The sequence below is a fragment of the Nakamurella aerolata genome, assembly GCF_013002705.1.
GTDB lineage: Bacteria > Actinomycetota > Actinomycetes > Mycobacteriales > Nakamurellaceae > Nakamurella > Nakamurella aerolata.
Genome location: NZ_JABEND010000014.1, coordinates 12,109 through 29,356, shown reverse-complemented (window position 1 = coordinate 29,356; position 17,248 = coordinate 12,109). Strand labels below are relative to the sequence as shown.

The window sequence follows — 17,248 nt, the reverse complement described above, 5'->3', positions numbered from 1 at the left end:
CTTGGGGGTGGGCAGGTGGAGACGCGGCGAGCCGACTCACCTATGGTGGCGTGCATGCGATGGCCGGCAGGTGGCGTGCGAGGCGACAATGGCAGGAGGGGACTGTGACGGCAACTGCAGCCCAGGCTGTGGTGGCTCGGTGGGGGCTGTCCAGCGGTGACGTGGTCGGCGAGATGGGTTACGACGACGACGTCGACCACGATCTGCGGGATGCGATCGAAGAACTCACCGGCACCGAACTGGTGGAAGAGGGCGCCCACGAGGTGGTCGACGCCATGGTGGTCTGGTGGCGCGACGACGACGGCGACGTCACCGACGCGCTGGTGGATGCGCTGACCCTGCTCGCCGACGACGGCGTGATCCAGCTGCTCACCCCGAAGACCGGCCGCGACGGCTACATCGAGCCGGCGGACATCAGCGAGGCCGCACGAACGGCAGGGCTGTCCCAGTCCGCCGGTGCCGGGTCCACCGACGAGTGGATGATCAGCCGGCTGGCGCGGGCCGGCGCGCCGCGCTCCAAACGCTGATCGGTGTGCGGCGTCCGCAGGTTCGCCAAGCGTTCTGCCGCAAGAGTTGAGTCATCCAGTTCTGCGCAAGTACCGCCCGGGTCGAAAGCCGGGCCGACAGCTGGGAGTCGAAATGTCTGAGGCTGCACGTCCACCCGCCGTCGGCGATTCCGCCCCGGCTTTCACCCTGTCCGATGCCGATCGGCAGTCGGTGTCGTTGGCCGACTTCGCCGGGAAGAAGTCGGTGCTGCTGGTGTTCTACCCCTTCGCCTTCTCCGGCATCTGCACCGGCGAGCTGTGCGCGGTGCGCGACGATCTGCCGAGTTTCTCCAACGACGCGGTGCAGGTGCTCGCCATCTCCACCGACCCGACGTTCGCGCTGAAGGCCTGGGTGCAGGACCAGGGCTACACCTTCCCGCTGCTCAGCGACTTCTGGCCACACGGCGAGGTGGCCAAGGCCTACGGCGTGTTCAATTCCGACGCAGGCATGGCGATCCGCGGCACCTTCCTGGTCGATCAGGACGGCATCGTCCAGTTCGCCGAGGTCAACCAGCCGGGCGAACCGCGCGATCAGGACGCCTGGCGCCGAGCCATCGCCGCGCTGCCGTCCTGAGCTGGGCTGGGCCGAGCCGGCTGGGCCCGCTGAGGCTGCGGACGTGTCCCGCCCGGCCGGTCGCGGGCGACGCGACGGCCGGCAACTCGGCGATTTCTCGTGCCAGCGCGACCTCGATACGCTGGTACGGCCGGATTCGGCGGTGCGCGGGCGGCACCGGCGTCCGGCAGTCAGGGGCGCGTAGCTCAGCGGAAGAGCACCCGGTTTACACCCGGGCGGTCGGCGGTTCGAACCCGTCCGCGCCCACCGGCATCGATCTCAACCCGGCGGCCGCGCGTTCGATCGGAGCTGGTCGCCCTGGACGCGCACCGGGCCCGGCCCGTCAGCCCCGAGCGCGTCGTCCGGGTTGAGCAGCAGACAGGCCTTCATCGACAGGCAACCGCAGCCGATGCAGCCGGTCAGCTCGCGCTCCAGCGCCTCCAGCTGTCGGCGGCGCTCCTGCAGTTGCCGCTTCCACAGGCGGGAGGCCCGTTGCCAGTCCTGATGCGTCGGCGCGTGGTCGGTCGGTAGCGCGGAGAAGACCGCGGCGACGTCGGCGAGCGGTATGCCAAGGCGCCTGCCGACCAGGATGAGCGAAACGCCGCGCAGCACGTGACGCTCGTACCGCCGCTGATTGGTCGAGGTGCGGGTACTGGCAATCAATCCTTTCCGCTCGTAGAAGTGCAGCGCCGACGCGCTCACTCCGGTCCGCCGCATCACCTCGCCGATCGTCAACGGGGTAGCGGGGTCGACGTGCCCTGTCTGCGATTCCGTTAGCTTGCCGATGGGATCGGACACGGTCACGCCTGGTGCCGGACGGTCCTGGCCTGTCCTCGGAAAAGCAGCACCGCGACGGCAGCCGAGAGCAGCAAACACGTTGCGCCGACGCCGATCTGGGTGAGACGCCATGAGGCGGTGAAGGCGTCGATCTCGGCGCTCCGCTGTGCCGCGTCGGTGGTCGCGAGCGGACCGGCGGCGACCTCGGCTGCTCTGCCGGGGTCGTCAACCCTGGTGGTCAGCAGGCCGAGCAGTGCGGCGCCGAATCCGGCGATCACCAGCGCCTCAGCGGCACCGCGGAGGGTGTTGAGAAACCCGGGCGCCGTGCCGACCAGGCGGGCCGGAACCTGGGCCATGGCCTGCCCGTCGGTGATGCCGAACGACGCGCCCATGCCGATTCCGATCAGCAGCAGCGGGGCGGCGACGAGCGCGGTCGTGTGCTGCGCGCTCAGGACGATCATCCCCATGTTGCCGACGACCACGCAGGCCAACGCCGTCATGATCAGCAGCCGCGCGGAGACCCCGCGGTTCACCAGGGTGACCGCGACCAGCGGCGCGACCAGCACCGGGCCGGTGAGCAACAGCATCGACAGCCCGGCCGTGACCGGAGACTGCTCGGCCGCCGCCTGCAGATAGGTCGGCAGAAACACCAGAGCGCCAAGGAAACCGATCGAGGTGGTCAGGGTGGCAAGGCACCAGCCCATGAAGGCGCGTTCGGCGACCAGCTCCGGAGCCAACACCGGGTTGGCACTGCGCCGCTGGGCAACGGCGAAGACAGCGAAACCGACGGCTCCGAAGGCCAGCGCGCCGAGCACCGCGGGGTGCCCCCACCCCAGCTCGGGCGCCTCGAGCAGAGCGAACATCATTGCGCAGAGAGCCACCACGAACAGTCCGCTGCCGATCCAGTCGGTGCGGGCGCCGGCAGCACGAGATTCGGCGAGCCGGCTCCCGCCGATCGCGACCAGCACCCCGACCACGGCGAAAACGATGAAGCTGCCCCGCCACCCGGTCAGCGCGATCAATGCGCCGACCAGAGTGGGGCCGGCCGCAATACCGACGCCGGCCATGGTGCCCATCAGCGCGAATGCCCGGTTCCGGGCGGCACCGTTGTACCCGGAGGCCAGCAGGCCGCCACCGGCGGCCATGACGCCGGCGGCCCCGATCCCGGAGACGATGCGGGCAAAGTCGAGCACTGCGATGGCCGGTGCAACAGCGGTGATCAGGAAGCCGGCGCAGAACAGGACCGTGGCGGCGACGAAGACCCGGCGCCGACCGGCCCGGTCGGCGGCCGCACCGGCGACCAGCGTCATGGCGGCGAACGCGAGGTTGTACCCGGCGACCACCCAGTTCAACGGCGAGCCGGAGGTGGTGAGGTCCTCGCCGATGCTGGGCAACGCGATGGCTGTGCCCGAGATGGACATCGCCACCAGTGCGACGCCCGCCAGCACCACCGGCAGGGTCAGCTTCGTTGGGCCAGGCGGTCCATCGTTGCTGGCGGAGGGTGGTCCCGTGGTCGATGGCGCTGTGGAGGGCATCTGACGTCCTTTCGGTGGCGTGCTCGACCACTGCACAGCCTCAACCGCAGTTGAGGTCAACCCCGTGACGGGTGCCGGACGTGGGCTCCGCGCCGGGGCCGGCTCACCCCACCGCGGTGCCCTCCAGCTCGATCACCTGCCCTGGGATCGCCAGCCGGCTCACGCCGAGCATGGTGGTGGCCGGGGCCACTCCGGCAGCTCCGAGCCACGACGCCAGTAGTCCGTAGTGCGGCATCAACAGATCGACGTCGGTGGTGAAGACGTTGAGGCGCACCAGGTTTGCCGCTGTCATGCCGGCCGCGGTGAGCACCGCCTCCAGGTTGTCGATGCTCAGCGTGAGCTGTGCGGCGACATCGCCGGCGTGCATCGGTGTGCCGTCGGGGCCGGTGGCGGTCTGCCCCGAGCAGTACAGCGTCCTGGTACCGCCGGCGACCAGGACGCCGGAGTCGAAGCCCAGTTCGGTCGACCAGGTCACCGGGTTGATGGCGGTGCGTTCGAGTGCCACGTTCTGCTCCACTTCTGTTCTGCTCCAGTTCTGTTCGGATCCGCCCTGAACCGGCGGCTGTGGTTGTGCGGGGTTGAGTCCCTGCCGCATCCACGGTCGCGGCAAATCACGACATCCTCGGTCGTGTTTTGCCGCGGAGTTCCCTAGGGTCGCCTGATGCGGGCGGATCGGCTGGTGTCACTGGTGTTGTTGCTGCGCCAGCGTGGTCGGCTGACCGCCACCGAGCTGGCGCGCGAGCTTGAGGTGTCCACCCGCACCGTGCTGCGCGACATCGACGCACTCTCCGCCGCCGGCGTGCCGGTCTATGCCGAGCGCGGCCGGCACGGCGGTTTCGCTCTGCTGCCCGGCTTCCGGACCGAGCTGACCGGGCTGAATCACGACGAGGCGGTCGCGATGCTGGCGGCCGGGTCGAGCCACGGCGGCCGGGCGTTCGGGCTGGGCGCTGCCCTGGGATCGGCGCTGCGGAAGGTGGTGGATGCACTGCCCGACGGGCACCGCGCCGCCGCCGGTGACGGCGCCAGGCGACTGCTCGTCGACCCGGAGACCGACCTGCTGGCCCGGCGCCAGAGCACCGACCCGGTGCCCGCCGGCGCGCTGCGGACCGTCCGGCAAGCCTTGCTGGCCGGACGGAAACTGCGCATGGAGTACGCGGCAACGGGGCAGGGTCCGCGGTGGCGCACGGTCGACCCGGTCGGCCTGGTCACCATCGGCGGCGTTGGCTACCTGCTGGCCACCAGGGACGGTGCCGACCGCACCTACCGGCTGTCAAGGATTCTTACCGCCGAGCTACTCGACGAGCCGGCCGACCGGCCCGAAGACGTTGACCTGCAACAGCTCTGGCGCGAGCGCAGCGAGCGGTTCCGGGCCGGTGACGATCAGGTCATCGTCGTGCTGCGGGTCAGCGCCGACCGGTGCGACGAACTGCTCGCCACCGCCGTCGCGGTGCATGGCGACCAAGCCGACCGGGTAGCCGGTGCTGGGTGGCGACGGCTCCAGGTCAGCTTCCAGGACGCCAGACACGCCGAGTGGGCGCTGTGGCAGCTCGGCGCCGAAGCCGAAGCGCTGCAACCCATGTGGCTGCGTGACGCCCTGCACCGCCGCGCCCGCGAACTGGCCGACCGTTACCTGGCCCCGTCGTCCGATGCAGACTCGGACGCCGAGCCGGACGCCAACTGACGGCCGATCAGCGCGGCGCCGGAGCACCCCAACGTCGCCACAGAGCCAGCAACCGCCAGGTGCAGATGCCGACGGCGGCCAGCGCCTGCACCCAGACACCCTGCTGGTGCACCGCGTCCAGCAGCACCACCAGGATGCAACCGGCCACCGCCGGCACCGCGTACTGCTTGGTGTCGCGCCGCAGGATCGACGGGATCTCACCCGCGAGCACGTCGCGCAGCATGCCGCCGCCCACCCCGGTGACGGTGCCGAGCAGCACCGACGCCACCGGCGACATCCCGAACGCCAGGGCCTTGGCCGTCGCCGACGCGCAGAAGACCCCGAGCCCGATGGCGTCGAACACCAGCATGGCGCGCCGCAGCCGCGCCACCACCGGATGGAAGAAGAACACCAGCACCGTCGCCACCAACGGCAGCAGCAGCCACCAGGTGTTCCGCAGCGCGGCGGGCGGCACATCGCCCATCAGCACGTCACGGATCACCCCGCCGCCCAGCGCGGTGATGCCGGCCAGCACCGCCATCCCGACGATGTCCATCCGCTTCTGCACCGCCATCAGCGCCCCGGACAGGGCGAACGCGAAGATGCCGATGAGGTTGAGGGCAGTCTCCACGGCGGCGGTCACGTGGCACATTCTCGCTGCCGCCGTCCGGCCCTGGCGCCCTCGGGTGGATCAGGGGGGTGGACCGCGCGGCCTCGGGGTCCGCGGGGGAGCGGCGCCGCGCCGCCGGTAGCGTTGCGGGTGTGAGTGAGCCCGGACAGGATTCCGCCACCCCGGCACCGGAATCGTCCAACACCAGCACCCCGGCGCGCTGCCCCGTCGCGCACCAGTCGCAGCGTCCGGCCCCGGAATCGGCGTCCGCGCCGGACCCCGGCGAAGACACCGCACCCATGCAGCCGGTCCAGCCGACCGCCGACGACCCGGCCGACCCCGCCGACCTCGATCTGGTGCAGCGGCCGGCCTCCCGCAGCGGCCGGTTGGTGCGCAAGGCGCGGGCGGCTGTCACCACCGGCGGCCGGGTGGCGGCCGGTGTCGGGGGAGCGGTCGTCGGGCGCGTCCGGCCCGCGGTGGCAGCGGGCCGGTCGAAGCTGATCGCCGCGGCAGCCAAACGCGCCGTCGCCTGGCAGACCAAACGGGGCAGGTCGCCGCTGGCGCTATTGCCGGCATCGGCGACGATGCCGTTGCGCCGCAACGGTTTGGATCCGCTGCCGGAACTGTCGGCGATGCGCGCCGATACGCCGGTGGCGAAGTTGCCGTTGCCGTTCGGCGTCAACGTTTTCCTGGTCAGCGGCTACCAGCAGGCCAAGCAGGTGCTCGCGGACACCGAGACGTTCTCGAACGACTTCGCCAACATCGCCGCGGACGAATCGCTGGTGGCTGCCATCGGAGGCAACGCGGAAGAGAAGGATCCAGGGGGCCTCGGCATGGCCGACCCGCCCGATCACACCCGGCTGCGCAAGATCCTGACGCCGGAGTTCACCATGCGGCGGCTGTCCCGGCTCACCCCGCGCCTTCAGGAAATCGTCGAAGCGCAACTTGACGAGATGGAGCAGCGCTACATCCGCTCCGGCGGCAAGCCGGTGGACCTGTGCGAGCTGTTCTCCCTGCCGATCCCGTCGCTGGCCATCTGCGAGCTGCTCGGGGTGCCCTACGAGGATCGTGAAGCGTTCCAACGGTTGTCGGTGGCCCGGTTCGACCTGTTCGCCGGCGCCGGTGCGTCGCTCGGCGCGATCAGCGAATCGCTCGACTATCTGATGGGCGTGGTCGCGCAGCAACGCAAGGAGCCGGGGGACGGGCTGCTCGGCATGATCATCCGCGAGCACGGGGACTCGATCAGCGACCGCGAGTTGGCTGGTTTGGCCGACGGCATCCTGGTCGGTGGTTTCGAGACCACCGCCAGCATGATCGCGCTGGGAGCGCTGGTGCTGCTGCGCGATCCGCTGACCCGCGACCGGATCGGCAACGATCCCAAGGCCATCGCCCCCTTTGTCGAAGAGCTGCTTCGGTACCTCACCGTTGTGCAGGTGGCCTTCCCGCGGTTCGCGCGGATCGACTCCGAGGTGGACGGCGTGCACATCGGCAAGGGCGACGTGGTGTTGGTGTCGCTGTCCGCGGCCGACCGTGACCCTGCACTGCTGGCCGACGAGAAGCCGGCGAAGAACGGCGCTGCCGGAAAGCCCGGTGGCGCAACGGATCTGGGCAGTGCTGAGCCGGATCGTGCCCACCTTGATCGTATTGACCTTGATCGTATTGACCTTGATCATGTGGACCCGGATCGGGCGCCGACCAAGCACCTGGCCTTCGGCTACGGCGCGCATCGCTGCATCGGTGCGGAGCTGGGCCGGATGGAACTGCGCATCGCCTACCCGGCGCTGGTCAAGCGCTTCCCGAACCTGCGCCTCGCCACCCCGCCCGAGGATCTCGACTATCGCCAGACCTCGATCGTTTACGGCGTGGAGAAGCTGCCCGTCCTGCTGAACTGAGCTCGCCTCCGGCTGGCCGGCGCTTCGGAGCTGGCGCTTCAGTCGGCGCTTCAGCTGGCGCTGGAACTGGCGCGGTTGACCGGTTACCTCTCTCAGTGGTGTCTCGGCGAGCACAACACTTTCCCCACATCACAACCGTTTCAGCGTGCTGGACGGGTTGTGGTGTACCGGAACGGTTGTGATGGCGGGGTGGGGGGAGTCCGGGATCGCCGGCATCCCTCTCGTCCGGATCGCCGGCCCCTCTCGTCCGGATCGCCGGGACCTCTCTGAGCGGTATCGCGGCGAGCACAACGCTTTCCGCACGTCGCAACCGTTCCAGCGTGCTGGACGGGTTGTGGTGTACCGGAACGGTTGTGATGGCGGGGTGGGCGGAGTCCGGGTCTCCGGCATCCCTCTCGTCCGGTTCGCCGGCAGCTCTCTCGTCAGGATCGCCGGGACCTCTCTGAGCGGTATCGCGGCGAGCACAACACTTTCCGCACATCACAACCGTTTCAGCGTGCTGGACGGGTTGTGATGTACCGGAACGGTTGTGATGGCGGGGTGGGGGGAGTCCGGGTCTCCCGCATCCCTCTCGTCCGGTTCGCCGGCAGCTCTCTCGTCAGGATCGCCGGGACCTCTCTGAGCGGTATCGCGGCGAGCACAACGATTCCCGCACATCACAACCGTTTCAGCGTGCTGGACGGGTTGTGATGTACCGGAACGGTTGTGATGGCGGGGTCGGGTTCGGTGGGGGACCGGCCAGTGCGTGGGAGCGCGCCCTGGAGCCGTCGTTCGCGATGGCGCAGCACGTGATCGGTGGCGAACGCCGGTGCCGACGGCTCCCGAACACGGGGCCGAAAGTAAAGGGAAACGACAAACCGAACCAACTGTGCCCCCGGCAGGATTCGAACCTGCGCACCCGCCTCCGGAGGGCGGTGCTCTATCCCCTGAGCTACGGGGGCGACAATCAGAAACTGTACCCGAGCCGGCATCCGGATTCCCAATCCGGGCCGGGCGACGACGGCGCACCACGACGCCTAGCGGCCCCGGCGATCGTGAAGCGCCGAGCGGCCCGGTGATCGTGAAGCGCCGCTCGGCTCGACCGCCGGGCTCGGTGGGGGAAAGGCTCAGCCGTTGAAGGGCAGCGGCTTGGCCCCCCGCTCGGCCAGCATCTGCGTCATCACGGTGACCTCGGCGGTCTGCGACTGCAGCATCTTGCCGGCGAAGTTGGCGACGATGGGATTCCCGGCGTTGTCCTGCGCGTACTGCATCATCGCCTGGCCGCCCTGGTGGTGGCGGATCATCAGCTGCAAGAAATAGATGTCGGACTCCTTGCCGCGCAACGACTTCAACCGGTCCATCTCGCCCGAGGTGGCCATCCCGGGCATCAGCGCCATGTGGCCGGAGTCGTCGGCGGTTCCGGTCGCGGCCCCGGCCCCGGCAGCAGCGGAGCCGCCGGTGGTCGGTGCGGCCGCACCGTTCATCGCGGCCATGTCGTGGCCGCCGCCCTGCATCCACGCCATCCGTGGCCCCGAGACCTGCGGCGGCAGCTGCCACAACGCCAGCCACCCTTGCATCTGGCCGATCTGCGCGAGCTGGGTGGCGCTGATGTCGTAGGCGATCCGGCGGACGTCGGGGTCGTCGGTGTTCTCCTCGGCGTAGTTGGCCATGGTGACGCCCTGCTGGTGGTGCACGATCATGTCGCGAGCGAAGCCGGCGTCCACCGACGAACTGGCCGGGGCGGCGAGCAGCGCGGACGGCCCCTCATTGTTGGTGGCGCCGCGCACGGCAAAGCCGACGAGAAATCCGACCAGCAGCACCGCCACCGTGGTCAGGGCCAGCACGATGGTGACGCCTTTGCTGCCCCAACGGGCCGCCAGTGACGACGTCCCCGGCCGGCTCGACCCGGCGCGGCCCGGTACGCCGGTGCTGTCGAACGGGCGTGCACGATCGTCCAGCCGTGGGTCCAGGTCGTCGGTGAGGTCGGCGTCGGCGCCGGACACCGGGGCACCGGACGATGCGGCGCCGGACGCCGGGGCAGCGGACGAGGCGCCGGACGCGGACGGTCCGGACGACGAGGCGCCGGACGCGGACGGTCCGGTCGACGGTGCGTCAGCGCCCGGATCCTCCGGCCGCCCCCCGGCGCGGTCGTTGGTCATCTCCGGCTCACCCTGAGGTCGGGGCCTGCGACGGCGCCGCGCCGCTGGGAACGGGCTGGCTCTGGCCACTCACCGCGGGACCGCCGGCGGTGTTACCCATGCCGTTGTCGGTCGCCGCGCCGGCGGCGCCGGCGCCGTCCATCGGGACGTCGGTCGCGGTGCGCGGGGCGGGGTTGAAGGCCGGCGGGTTGGCCGAGTCCCAGGCCGGGCCGGGGTCGCAGGTGGCGCCGGTTTCCGGGTAGACGTACTGGTTCTGCCGCAGCGCGGTGATGAACTGCTCGATCCGCGGGTCGTCGGCGGACGGCACCGTCAGCTGGTGCCCCCAGGCCTGCAGCGAGATGGGCGACTTCAAACCCGGGTAGGGGCTCATCGAGATGAAGCTCTGGCCCTGCACCAGTCCCTTGAGCTTGTCCAGCGCCGCGCCCTTGATCTGGTCGGGGTTGTAGGCGATCCAGATGGCGCCGTGCTCCAGCGTGTGCACCATGTTCTCGTCACGCACGGCCTTGCTGTAGACGACGCCGCGGCAGTCCGCCCACTGTCCGTCGTGCGGCCCGCCGACCGGGGGGAACCGGTCGTACTGCACGCGCTGCTCGGGCGTGACGTGGATAGCGGCGCGGTACTGCAGGTAGTCGAGCGGGGTGTTGGGTCCCTTGTCGGCGACCGCACCGATGTAGATGCCGTTGATCTTCTCCGACGGGTCGCGGTTGTCGACGGTCGGGCCCCACACCGCGGTGAGCTCGTCCTGCCGGTTCTGCGCTGCGGCGTTCGACCTGGCCTTGCCGACCACCACCCAGGTGATGGCGCCGGCAATCGCGATCACCACCACGACGGCGATGATGGTCAACCACGGCAGACCCTGTTTGGCGCGGATTCGCGGCGCCGCCGGTTGCGCGCCGCCGCGGGGAGAGGGAGCCATCATGGTGAGAAGAACCTCGCTGTTGCCGCGCACGCCGCGCTGTGAACGATGGGCCGAAAGGGACGCGGTCGACCGCACCTGCGGTGACGTCGACCGGTGTCGAAGTCTACGGGCTGCGGCTGAGCGGGTGTCCGGCTCGCCCGTAACTACCGGACTGCCCCGCGGAACGCCGGTGATCGATTCCTAGAATGAACGGGTGCCACCACCCTCGTCGCCGCTCGCCGCCGCCGGCAGCTCGGCTGCCCCGATCGATGAACTCGCCGCGGCCGAACGCGCGCTGCGCGCAACTGCCGACCGGTTGACGAGTTCGGCAGCGCCGATGCGCGTGTCGGCGACGACGGACACGATGACGGCGGTGTCGATGAAGGCGGCGTCGGCGACGACGGAGACGATGACGCTGTCGGTGGACGAGTTGACCCGGCAGCTGGGCGCCGACGCCGCCCGGTACGCGGTGCTGCGCCGCGCCCGCAACCCGCAGGGCCGGCTCGACTTCGAGCGGTGGCGGCGCGCCACCGGAGCCAACCCTGTCTTCGCGGTGCGGTTCGCCCATGCGCGGCTGCTGCGCGCGGCCCGGCATGCGGCCGAGCGCCGGGCCGCCGAGCGCCGGGCCGCCGAACGCTCGGCCGCCGAAAAACACGCTGTCGAACAACGGGCCGTCGAACAGGGGAGAACCGGCGCGGCCGACGGGGCGCGCACCCCGCTGGCGCCCAGCCCCCGGTGGTCGGCTGCTCAATCTGCCGCGGTGTTGTCGGCATTGTCGGCCACCGACACCCTGCGCCGGCTGCTCGGCCAGTACCCGGTGGTGCTGAGCCGCGCCGCGGAGCGGGGCCAGCCGCATCGACTCACCCGCTACCTGGAGTCGCTGGCAGCGGCCGTCACCGAACTGTTGACGCTGGTCCCCGAGCCGTTCGAGCACATCGAGCGGCAGCGCCTCACCGCCCCGGCGTCCGGCCCCGGCACCCATACGGCCGACACCGCCGACACCGCCGACACCGCCGACGGCGAGGCTCAGGCCAACGCGACCGACGTCCGGGCCGGCGCCCACCCCGACATCCCCGCTGACACGGCAGCACTGGCCCAGCACGCCGCCGACGTGCTGCGGTCAGGGCTCACCGCCCTCGGCATCAGCGCACCGGAGCAGCTGTGAGGGCGCATCCGGCCGGGCCGCGGCACGGCGAGGTGCTCACCCCGCACCCGGTGGGGGCGGCCCCGTCCGACCTGATCGAGCTGGACCGCAAGGTCTGGCCGCTGACCGCGTCCCGGGTCGGCGACGGCATCGGCGGGTCGGTGCTGACCGTCGGCGGCCGTTCGGTGATCGAGCTCGCCGAGCAGTACGGCACCCCGCTGATGGTGATGGACGCCGACGATTTTCACGCCCGCTGCCGGGAGTTCACGCAGGCGTTCGGCTCGGCCAGGGACGTGCACTACGCCGGCAAGGCGTTTCTGTGCGCCGGGGTGGTGCGCTGGCTCGCGGACGAGGGTTTGTCGCTGGACGTCTGTACCGGCGGCGAGCTGGCGCTGGCGCTGCGCGCGGGTTTCCCGGCCGAGCGGATCGCGCTGCACGGGTCGAACAAGTCGCTGGCGGAGCTGCGGCAGGCGGTGGACGCCGGGGTCGGTGAGATCGTCATCGATTCGTTCGACGAGATCGGGCGGCTGGTCGGGCTGGTTGACGAGCTCACCGAGGCCGGCCCCCACGCCGACCAGGCCGCTGCGGCTGCCGGCGGCAACGGCCGCCCCCGCCGCGGCACCCCCGAGCATCCGATCGATGTGATGGTGCGGGTCACGGTGGGGGTGGAGGCGCACACCCACGAGTTCATTGCCACCGCGCACGAGGACCAGAAGTTCGGGTTCTCGCTGGCGGCCGGCGATGCCGCCGAGGCGGTGCGCCGGGTGCTGGCCTGCTCCGGTCTGCGGCTGGTCGGGCTGCACTCGCACATCGGCTCGCAGATCTTCGATCCATCGGGATTTGAAGTAGCCGCGCATCGGCTGGTCGGCCTGCTGGCGGACCTGACCAGCGCGCATTCCGAGCTGGCCGACACTGTGCACACCCTCGACCTCGGCGGCGGCCTCGGCATCGCCTACGTCAGCAGCGACGATCCGCCCGCTGTCGATGCGATGGCAGATTCGTTGCGCGCCATCGTTTCTCGGGAGCTTCAGGCCGCAGGGTTGGCCGTCCCGAGGATCGCCGTCGAGCCGGGACGGGCCATCGTCGGGCCGTCGATGGTCACCGTCTACCGGGTCGGCACCATCAAGGACGTCGCGCTTGACGGCGGCCAGGTGCGCCGTTACGTCTCGGTGGACGGCGGGATGAGCGACAACATCCGCACCGCGCTCTACGACGCCGACTACACGGTGACCCTGGCGTCGCGCGGGTCGCAGGCACCGGGCATGCTGTCCCGGGTAGTGGGAAAGCACTGCGAGAGCGGCGACATCGTGGTGCGCGACTGTTACCTTCCAGCCGACGTCGCGGTCGGCGACCTGCTCGCCGTTGCCGCCACCGGCGCGTACTGCTATGCCATGGCCAGCAACTACAACCGGATGCCGCGGCCGGCGGTGGTGGCTGTGGCCGATGGGGTGGACCGGACCCTTTTGCGCCGCGAAACCGATGACGATCTGATGCGACTGGAGAACTGGTGACCACTCAACCGTCCCGCGCCGGCGGCCCCTCCGGCCAGCCGTCCCTGGTGCCAGGCACCGTGCTGCTCGGCATCGCAGCGGTGCTGATCGTTCTGGTGCTGGTGAAACCCGACATGCCGGGGTGGCTGCGGGTCACCATCGCGGTAGTGGCGGTGCTGGTGGTGATCGCCCTGCTGGTGATCGCCTTCCGGGTGTTCCGCGGTGTGTCACGGCGCGGCCGATGACCTCACCCGGCAAGCCCGGCGACCCGGCCGCCGCGGTGCTGCGCGTCGGCGTGCTGGGCGCGGGCGTGGTCGGATCACAGGTGATCCGGCTGCTGTTGGAACAGGCCGACGATCTTGCCGCCAGGGTGGGCGCGCGGGTGGAACTGGCCGCGGTGGCGGTGCGTCGCCCGCATCGCCACGCTGAGGTTCCGGCCGGGCTGCTCACCGATGACGCCGCCGCGGTGGTGGCTGACCCGAGCATCGACGTCATCGTCGAGGTGATGGGCGGGATCGACCCGACGAGAGAACTGCTGCTGACGGCGCTGCGGCGCGGTGCCAGCGTGGTGACCGCGAACAAGGCGCTGCTCGCCGAGGACGGCCCGACGCTGTACGCCGCCGCCGACGCGGCCGGCGCCGACCTGTACTTCGAGGCGGCCGTGGCCGGCGCCATCCCGTTGATCCGGCCGCTGCGGGAATCGCTTGCCGGAGACCGGATCTCGCAGGTGCTCGGCATCGTCAACGGCACCACCAACTTCATCCTTTCGGCAATGACGGCCACCGGCGACAGCTACGAGCTGGCGCTGAAGGAGGCCGGCCGGCTGGGGTACGCCGAGGCCGACCCCACCGCGGACGTCGACGGCTTCGACGCGGCCGCCAAGGCCGCGATTCTGGCGTCGGTGGCGTTCCACACCAGGGTCGGCGCCGCCGACGTCCACCGCGAAGGCATCGGAGCAGTGAGCGCTGCCGACGTCGCCGCGGCCACCGAGATCGGTTGCGTCATCAAGCTTTTGGCGATCTGTGAGCGCAACGGCGGTGCAGCGCCAGGCGGTGCCGCGGATGGCGGTGCTGCCGCGGGCGATGATGTGGTCGCGGACGAGACCGAATCGGTCTCGGCCAGGGTGCACCCGGTGATGCTGCCGAACACCCATCCGCTGGCGCGGGTGGACGGCGCGTTCAACGCGGTGTACGTCCAGGCGGAGTCGGCCGGGCAGCTGATGTTCTACGGGCCGGGAGCCGGCGGCGCCCCGACCGCGTCCGCGGTGCTCGGCGACCTGGTTGCGGTGGCCCGCAACCGGGTGGCCGGCGGCCGCGGGCCGCGCGAGTCGGCCTACGCCGACCTGCCGCTGCGGCCGTTCGGCGAGGTGCCGACCCGCTACTACGTCAGCCTCGACGTGCTGGACAGGGCCGGGGTGTTGTCCGCGGTGGCATCGACGTTCGCCGACGGCGGGGTGTCGATCGCCACGGTGCGGCAGCAGGGCCGCGGTGACGACGCCTCGCTGGTGCTGGTGACGCACGCCGCACCGGAAGCCGCGCTGGCCGCCACCGTCGACAAGGTCGCCGCCCTGGATGTGGTGCGGAGTGTGGCGTCGGTGATGCGGGTGATGGGAGAGGTGCAATGACCCGGAGTGTTGAGCGGCAAACGGCCGCGGCCGGCGCCGCGCAGGTGCCCAGTGCCGAGCCGGTGGTGGATGCCGACGCGGCGAGAAGCGTTGTGCACCAGGGCTGGCCGGGCCTGATCCGCGCCTACGCCGACCGCATCGGAATCCTCGACGGTGCCGAGGTGGTGACGCTGCTGGAGGGCGGCACCCCGCTGCTGCCCGCCCCGGCCCTCAGCGAGCGCACCGGCTGCGAGGTGCTGCTGAAGGTGGAGGGCGCCAACCCGACCGGCTCGTTCAAGGACCGCGGCATGACGGTGGCGGTGACAGCGGCGAAGGCCGCCGGCGCCACCGTGATGCTGTGCGCGTCCACCGGCAACACCTCGGCGTCGGCCGCCGCCTACGCCGCCCGCGCCGGGCTGGAATGCGCTGTGCTGATCCCGACCGGGAAGATCGCCGCCGGCAAGTTGGCCCAGGCGGTGGTCCACGGCGCGCGCATCCTGCAGTTGGACGGCAACTTCGACGACTGTCTCGAGATGGCGCGCAAGGCCGCCGTCGACACTGAAGGGGTCGAGCTGGTCAACTCGGTGAACCCGATGCGGATCGAGGGCCAGAAGACGGCGGCCTTCGAGATCTGCGACGTGTTGGGCCGAGCCCCCGACGTGCACTGCCTGCCGGTGGGCAACGCCGGCAACATCACCGCCTACTGGCGCGGGTACCGCGAGTACGCCGACGACGCAGTGGTGTCGCAGACCCCGCGGATGTTCGGGTTCCAGGCGGCGGGGGCGGCGCCGCTGGTGCTCGGGCATCCGGTGCGCGAGCCGGACACCATCGCAACCGCCATCCGGATCGGCGACCCGGCGTCCTGGCACGGTGCAGTGGACGCCAGGGACGCCTCCGGTGGGTTGATCGACGCCGTCACCGACGAGCAGATCCTGGCCGCCTACTCGCTGCTGGCCACCGACGTCGGGGTGTTCGTTGAGCCGGCCTCGGCGGCGTCGGTGGCCGGGCTGCTGGCCACCGCAGCCGACGGCCGACTGCCGCGCGGCTCGCTGGTGGTCTGCACCGTCACCGGCAACGGACTCAAGGACCCGGACACCGCGATGCGCGCCATGCCGGAGCCGACGGTGCTGCCGGTCACCATCGAAGCGGTGACAGCGGCGCTGCAGCAGCAAACATGAGCCGTCCTGCCGACGGATCACCGGCAGCGGTGACGGTCAGGGTGCCGGCCACCTCGGCCAACCTCGGCCCCGGCTACGACAGTTTCGGTGTGGCGCTGGGCCGGTACGACACCGTCACCGCCCGGCCGGCCCCGCCCGGCGAGGGTCCGCGGATTCGGGTCACCGGCGAGGGTGCCGACACGGTACCGCTGGACGAGAGCCACCTGGTGTACCGCAGCGCGATGCGCGGTTTCGCCGAGCTGGGACAACCGGCGATGGCGCTGGATCTGGTGTGCCACAACGAGATTCCGCACGGCGGCGGTCAGGGCTCGTCGGCGGCGGCGATCGTCGCCGGCCTTGCGGTGGCCCGCGCCCTGACCGCAGACGGAGCGGCCCGGCTGCCGGACGAGGCGCTGCTCGACCTGGCCTCCAGCATCGAGGGTCACCCGGACAACGCGGCGCCTGCGGTGCTGGGATCGTTCACCGTCGCCTGGCAGGGGCCGGACGGACGCACCAGGGTGGTGCGGCGGCCGGTTCACCCCGACATCAGGCTGGTGCTGTTCAGCTCCGCCGTCGGTGCGTCGACCGAGCAGGCGCGGGCGTTGCTGCCCACCCAGGTGCCGCACCGTGACGCGGTCGCCAACGTGGCCGCCGCCGCGCTGCTGGTACACGCGTTGACCGACGAGCCGGCGCTGCTGCTGGACGCCACCGCCGACCGGCTGCACCAGCCCTACCGGGCCGACGCGCTGCCGGCCACCGCACAACTGGTGGCCCGGCTCCGCGGGGCCGGGGTGGCCGCGGTGGTGTCGGGTGCCGGGCCGTCGGTGCTGGCGTTCGTCACCGCCGAGCAACTCGGCAGCGACGCCGCCCGGCTGTGGGAGCGCCCGCCCGACGGGTTCACCGCGGCGATCCTTCCGGTCGACACCGACGGGCTGCAGGTGTCGACCTGACACCGGTTCCCGCGCGGCTCGCAGCGAGCGCGGAACAGACGTGTAGCTCGTAATGAGAAGGTCTGGGGTTAGAGCGCGGCCGGCGGCGAGTGCGGAGCCGACCCATCAGGGCTCGCGCGTCGCGAGCGTGACCTGCGCCGCGGCGCGCCCTGCGGGTTGTTTGCCCCCGCTGTCGCGGGGACGGTAGACTAGGCAACGATCACCGACGGAGTGTGACCGCAAACGGTGTGATTTCTGCCGATCCGGCCGCGGCTGGTATGCCGCCGGATAGTGCTTTCCCAGCGAATTCGTTGCAA

General features: G+C 71.0%; 16 protein-coding genes and 2 tRNA genes. 11 read left to right on the top strand and 7 right to left on the bottom strand.

Going from position 1 to position 17,248, the window contains the following annotated elements:
* Positions 1–59: 59 nt before the first annotated feature.
* The 3 genes from HKD39_RS17590 (at position 60) to HKD39_RS17580 (ending at position 1,365) form a co-directional block, all read left to right on the top strand.
* Entirely contained in the window at positions 60–527 is a 468-nt protein-coding gene (locus HKD39_RS17590) for a DUF3052 domain-containing protein (protein WP_171201180.1), read from the top strand.
* 112 nt (positions 528–639) lie between these two features.
* Complete coding sequence (locus HKD39_RS17585; RefSeq protein WP_171201179.1) at positions 640–1,119, top strand: peroxiredoxin; 480 nt, start codon at positions 640–642, stop codon at positions 1,117–1,119.
* A gap of 174 nt (positions 1,120–1,293) precedes the next feature.
* Positions 1,294–1,365: transfer RNA gene (locus tag HKD39_RS17580), tRNA-Val, on the top strand.
* A gap of 12 nt (positions 1,366–1,377) precedes the next feature.
* Here the strand turns inward: HKD39_RS17580 and soxR are convergent.
* From soxR to HKD39_RS17565, 3 genes are all read right to left on the bottom strand, one after another.
* On the bottom strand, positions 1,378–1,833 hold the full coding sequence (gene soxR / locus HKD39_RS17575; protein ID WP_246233123.1) for a redox-sensitive transcriptional activator SoxR: 456 nt from the start codon (positions 1,831–1,833) through the stop codon (positions 1,378–1,380).
* 65 nt (positions 1,834–1,898) lie between these two features.
* A complete protein-coding gene (locus tag HKD39_RS17570) occupies positions 1,899–3,410 on the bottom strand; it encodes an MFS transporter (RefSeq protein ID WP_212754715.1) in 1,512 nt (503 codons plus the stop codon).
* Positions 3,411–3,513: 103 nt separating this feature from the next.
* Positions 3,514–3,915 (bottom strand): RidA family protein, encoded by a 402-nt coding sequence (locus HKD39_RS17565; protein WP_343074764.1) that lies wholly within the window; start codon positions 3,913–3,915, stop codon positions 3,514–3,516.
* A gap of 156 nt (positions 3,916–4,071) precedes the next feature.
* On the opposite strand from HKD39_RS17565, the gene HKD39_RS17560 reads away from it, so the two are divergent.
* Positions 4,072–5,091, top strand: coding sequence for a helix-turn-helix transcriptional regulator (locus HKD39_RS17560; RefSeq protein WP_171201176.1), 1,020 nt, complete (start codon positions 4,072–4,074; stop codon positions 5,089–5,091).
* 7 nt (positions 5,092–5,098) lie between these two features.
* Here the strand turns inward: HKD39_RS17560 and HKD39_RS17555 are convergent, their stop codons facing one another.
* Positions 5,099–5,722 (bottom strand): trimeric intracellular cation channel family protein, encoded by a 624-nt coding sequence (locus tag HKD39_RS17555; RefSeq protein WP_171201175.1) that lies wholly within the window; start codon positions 5,720–5,722, stop codon positions 5,099–5,101.
* A 434-nt stretch (positions 5,723–6,156) separates the two neighbouring features.
* Between HKD39_RS17555 and HKD39_RS20700 the strand changes: the two genes are divergently transcribed.
* Positions 6,157–7,572 (top strand): cytochrome P450, encoded by a 1,416-nt coding sequence (locus HKD39_RS20700; RefSeq protein WP_343074767.1) that lies wholly within the window; start codon positions 6,157–6,159, stop codon positions 7,570–7,572.
* An 869-nt stretch (positions 7,573–8,441) separates the two neighbouring features.
* On the opposite strand, the gene HKD39_RS17545 is transcribed toward HKD39_RS20700, so the two are convergent.
* The 3 genes from HKD39_RS17545 to HKD39_RS17535 all read right to left on the bottom strand — a co-directional run bounded on the left by HKD39_RS17545 (position 8,442) and on the right by HKD39_RS17535 (position 10,629).
* Positions 8,442–8,513 (bottom strand) — tRNA-Arg (locus tag HKD39_RS17545).
* A gap of 165 nt (positions 8,514–8,678) precedes the next feature.
* Positions 8,679–9,710, bottom strand: coding sequence for a DUF305 domain-containing protein (locus HKD39_RS17540; protein WP_171201174.1), 1,032 nt, complete (start codon positions 9,708–9,710; stop codon positions 8,679–8,681).
* Positions 9,711–9,717: 7 nt separating this feature from the next.
* Positions 9,718–10,629, bottom strand: a complete 912-nt coding sequence (locus HKD39_RS17535; protein WP_171201173.1) for a thioredoxin-like domain-containing protein — start codon at positions 10,627–10,629, stop codon at positions 9,718–9,720.
* A 193-nt stretch (positions 10,630–10,822) separates the two neighbouring features.
* On the opposite strand from HKD39_RS17535, the gene HKD39_RS17530 reads away from it, so the two are divergent.
* Genes HKD39_RS17530 through thrB form a run of 6 tightly spaced genes read left to right on the top strand, consistent with a single transcriptional unit; the run spans position 10,823 to position 16,952 of the window.
* Positions 10,823–11,773, top strand: a complete 951-nt coding sequence (locus HKD39_RS17530; RefSeq protein WP_171201172.1) for an ArgS family protein — start codon at positions 10,823–10,825, stop codon at positions 11,771–11,773.
* Positions 11,770–13,263, top strand: coding sequence for a diaminopimelate decarboxylase (gene lysA, locus HKD39_RS17525; protein WP_171201171.1), 1,494 nt, complete (start codon positions 11,770–11,772; stop codon positions 13,261–13,263). The genes HKD39_RS17530 and lysA overlap by 4 nt, the downstream gene beginning before the upstream one ends.
* Complete coding sequence (locus HKD39_RS17520; RefSeq protein WP_171201170.1) at positions 13,260–13,487, top strand: hypothetical protein; 228 nt, start codon at positions 13,260–13,262, stop codon at positions 13,485–13,487. The genes lysA and HKD39_RS17520 overlap by 4 nt, the downstream gene beginning before the upstream one ends.
* A complete protein-coding gene (locus HKD39_RS17515; RefSeq protein WP_171201169.1) occupies positions 13,484–14,866 on the top strand; it encodes a homoserine dehydrogenase in 1,383 nt (460 codons plus the stop codon). The genes HKD39_RS17520 and HKD39_RS17515 overlap by 4 nt, the downstream gene beginning before the upstream one ends.
* Complete coding sequence (gene thrC / locus HKD39_RS17510) at positions 14,863–16,023, top strand: threonine synthase (RefSeq protein ID WP_171201168.1); 1,161 nt, start codon at positions 14,863–14,865, stop codon at positions 16,021–16,023. The genes HKD39_RS17515 and thrC overlap by 4 nt, the downstream gene beginning before the upstream one ends.
* Complete coding sequence (gene thrB, locus HKD39_RS17505; protein ID WP_171201167.1) at positions 16,020–16,952, top strand: homoserine kinase; 933 nt, start codon at positions 16,020–16,022, stop codon at positions 16,950–16,952. Before thrC ends, thrB begins: the two co-directional genes overlap by 4 nt.
* The last annotated feature ends 296 nt before the right edge of the window (positions 16,953–17,248 follow it).

Excerpts from the sequence above, each read along its gene's own strand:
- HKD39_RS17590 (WP_171201180.1), top strand. The coding sequence starts at position 60 with ATGGCCGGCAGGTGGCGTGCGAGGCGACAATGGCAGGAGGGGACTGTG.
- HKD39_RS17585 (WP_171201179.1), top strand. The coding sequence starts at position 640 with ATGTCTGAGGCTGCACGTCCACCCGCCGTCGGCGATTCCGCCCCGGCT.
- HKD39_RS17570 (WP_212754715.1), bottom strand. The coding sequence starts at position 3,410 with ATGCCCTCCACAGCGCCATCGACCACGGGACCACCCTCCGCCAGCAAC.
- HKD39_RS17560 (WP_171201176.1), top strand. The coding sequence starts at position 4,072 with ATGCGGGCGGATCGGCTGGTGTCACTGGTGTTGTTGCTGCGCCAGCGT.
- HKD39_RS17555 (WP_171201175.1), bottom strand. The coding sequence starts at position 5,722 with ATGTGCCACGTGACCGCCGCCGTGGAGACTGCCCTCAACCTCATCGGC.
- HKD39_RS17540 (WP_171201174.1), bottom strand. The coding sequence starts at position 9,710 with ATGACCAACGACCGCGCCGGGGGGCGGCCGGAGGATCCGGGCGCTGAC.
- HKD39_RS17535 (WP_171201173.1), bottom strand. The coding sequence starts at position 10,629 with ATGATGGCTCCCTCTCCCCGCGGCGGCGCGCAACCGGCGGCGCCGCGA.
- HKD39_RS17515 (WP_171201169.1), top strand. The coding sequence starts at position 13,484 with ATGACCTCACCCGGCAAGCCCGGCGACCCGGCCGCCGCGGTGCTGCGC.
- thrC (WP_171201168.1), top strand. The coding sequence starts at position 14,863 with ATGACCCGGAGTGTTGAGCGGCAAACGGCCGCGGCCGGCGCCGCGCAG.
- thrB (WP_171201167.1), top strand. The coding sequence starts at position 16,020 with ATGAGCCGTCCTGCCGACGGATCACCGGCAGCGGTGACGGTCAGGGTG.